Source organism: Acinetobacter sp. YH18001, assembly GCF_013416975.1.
GTDB classification, from domain to species: domain Bacteria; phylum Pseudomonadota; class Gammaproteobacteria; order Pseudomonadales; family Moraxellaceae; genus Acinetobacter; species Acinetobacter pseudolwoffii.
Genome location: NZ_VPEU01000100.1, coordinates 1 through 2,838 on the forward strand (window position 1 = coordinate 1; position 2,838 = coordinate 2,838).

2 protein-coding genes and 1 pseudogene are annotated in these 2,838 nt (G+C 34.2%); 1 reads left to right on the forward strand and 2 read right to left on the reverse strand.

The genetic code is table 11. The features are described from left to right. Nucleotides 1-126 (reverse strand): annotated as a pseudogene (locus tag FTV48_RS14400) (DUF3015 family protein); the annotation flags it as partial. 369 nt (nt 127-495) lie between these two features. On the opposite strand from FTV48_RS14400, the gene FTV48_RS14405 reads away from it, so the two are divergent. Further along, nucleotides 496-876, forward strand: a complete 381-nt coding sequence (locus tag FTV48_RS14405; protein ID WP_180000750.1) for a hypothetical protein — start codon at nt 496-498, stop codon at nt 874-876. A gap of 177 nt (nt 877-1,053) precedes the next feature. On the opposite strand, the gene FTV48_RS14410 is transcribed toward FTV48_RS14405, so the two are convergent. Further along, entirely contained in the window at nt 1,054-2,445 is a 1,392-nt protein-coding gene (locus FTV48_RS14410) for a hypothetical protein (protein ID WP_257222979.1), read from the reverse strand. Nucleotides 2,446-2,838 lie beyond the last annotated feature (393 nt).

A 2,838-nucleotide genomic window follows, 5' to 3' on the forward strand; every position in this document is an offset into this window, starting at 1 on the left:
GATGTAAGATTTCAATACTTCATCTTTGGCCATCACTGTTTGTAATGAACTCAGAACTTGAAGGGTATTCTGGTTTTGTTCGGAATAGATTTCAGCAAAATTCTGCTTGGAAATGTTAAAAAAATGGTCATTGAGTATAGGAGAATCCAGCGAAATTTGAAAAAAGAAATTTATCTAATTTGCCTCAATGAGCCTACTAAAAGTGATCTTGCCATTGAGCAAGCCTACCTGTAGCTACAAAAATCAATCCTACGGATTGCTTTTTGGTACGCAACAGGGCTTGTCAGGGGCGATCCCCTGAACCCCAAAAATCATTTATTAAATGGAGGGCAATAATATCTTGCACGATGGATCAAGTAATTTGTGGGAACTTGGTTGCAATTCGAACATCATATGTTAAATATTGCTTTGGAGCTGAAAAAGAATATTATAAATAACAAATTTATGAGTGTAAGATGAAGTTTTATAGTTTAAAAATAACCTTAAGAGTAAAGTATGATCCCATTACAAGAATTTCACTTTTATTTAACTACTGCACAAAATCAACCATTCGTTATTATGACTGAAATTAAGAAAGCTGATAGTGGTCAATTTAGTGCATGGACTAGCACACCACAGGGCTTACCGACAGATTTTATTGTAGATATAAGTCAATCACCTCTATCAGAAATGTATGATACAGCTCTTAAAGCTTTTGAGGCTTTATTAGCTAATATTGTAAAATATGCTGAAAAATATAATTATAACTTTACCAAAATTAATAATCCGTGTTGCTGCGAGCTTTTATCAGTTGAAGAACAGACAAATTTATTAAGTCAATTTAATATTGATGCAGAAGTAATAGTTAATGATCCTCCGTCACATAAAGCACCATAATTTTATATTAATTTGTATGTAAAAAGAATCGGATGTGAATCAAGGCAGAGGGTATGCCTGTATAATTCATATGAAAAAGCCAGAGAGTATGTCTGGCTTTTTTCTTGTCTGAGTTTCAGTTGTGCATTAGGGATGAATATGAACCTAAAAAATTATTTTCGGCTTTTTTATAGATTGCTATTGTGACTCCCCAAATAATAATTTACCAATCCACCAAATAGATTGCCCGAAATTTGAAATAAGTTGTTCACCTTGTCTAAGATAAGATCTATTTTCATCAATTCTAGCTAGTTTCAAAGCATCTCCAATCTTAGAGCTCGTCGGATGTGCATCACCATTTCTCATATCATAGACTCCAGCAATCACGCCAAAAATCTCACGTGCTTTATCGCTTCCAACTTTATCAGCTAAGATACTTTCAAGTAGTTTATTTGAACCGAGCTTTTCTTTATCTTTATGTGTTGAAAGCTTACGGAGTTGCTCCTTATTCAAACGCTCAGAGAAAAAGCGGATAACTTCCTTTGCCAATCTTAATAATGATGTCTGATCTTTACTCGAAAAACGAGATATATCCTTAAAGAAGTTGCTCTCACTTATATCTTGTGAAAATAACTTAATTCCATATTCGTTATTAAACCCTGCTTCTAATAACTTAGTACATTCAAATAGCATAGTTTCAGCAGCGTGTGTAGAAGCAGGTTGTGCCTTAACCTGTGCCATTAGCAATTCAGAAGAAACTTTCCCATCTGGAACTATGTTATGGGCAGCCCAAACATGTTGCTCCCATGCTTCTAAACGAGCTATATCATAAGCATAAACAGTGATGAAATCTGATGAGTTCACTCCAAAATGTGTTCTATATCCAGAGGTCGAATGAATAGCCCCAGTTTCTGCTGTATACCATTCAAGAAAAAATCCTCTGTAACTGAGCAATTCGCTAATAACACTAGAACGAAACCATAGCCAACGACCAATATCTTCATTATTTAATGAAGTGGCATTCATTCTGGCCCCATCAGTTTCTACAACAAAGTTTGGTAATGCATCGTTTTGATCTTTACGAACACGTATACTTTTTCCTTGATGATTAATCCATTCATCCTTCCAAAATTCTCCTTCTACTCGTACACCTTGATATCCACCTTTATGACCTTTTGACGTTTCATAATCTGTATTATCATCACTTTCAGGCCCCATTACTGGTGCATCTTCACTTTCATCGACATCTGTTCTCCAAACTCTAAATGATGCCCATCCACCGCCAAAGACATCATTTATATTGCGAATAAGTAGCTCAAATCTTCCATCGTTTCGCTGTTCTTGAAGATTTGTTAAATCTGCATAAACACTACTTGTCAATGATTCAACATTTTCTACTCTCTGACGATAATATGAGAGTCGAAGTGTTAAATTTCTTGCAGCTAAATAATCAATTAGAAACTCTCTTTTAATTTCTATTAGTACATGATTACCTTGTTCATCAAAAAATTCACGAGCTACTTCAACAAAATTTTCCTCAGGTCTTATCCAACTTTGTCCTTCCTTAATTAAGCCAAGAGCAACTATCAAATCTGGATTAAGTATCCACTTCCTCCCACCAATAACATGTTGTGGGTATTCAAAAATTAAATGGACACCTATAGGTTCTCTATCATTACGTTCGTACTGATCAATTGGAGAGTAATGACCATCATCATATGCATATGGTTTACCAATTGAGCTAATACCTATATCACCCCAACTTAAGTTATTTGCTTTATCTACATGTTCTGGTGGAAATGCAACTGATCCACATCCAAAAAACTCACTTTCAAACCCTATATTTTTAATAGAGCCTTTTTCATTGGTCTTTTAATGTAGAGATGAGATTTAATATGAACTAATTTTTTTATGATTAAATATAGTGTTTTTAGCTTTCTTTATGAATAAATAGCATAAGTGATTTGTTTTATCTATCTAGAA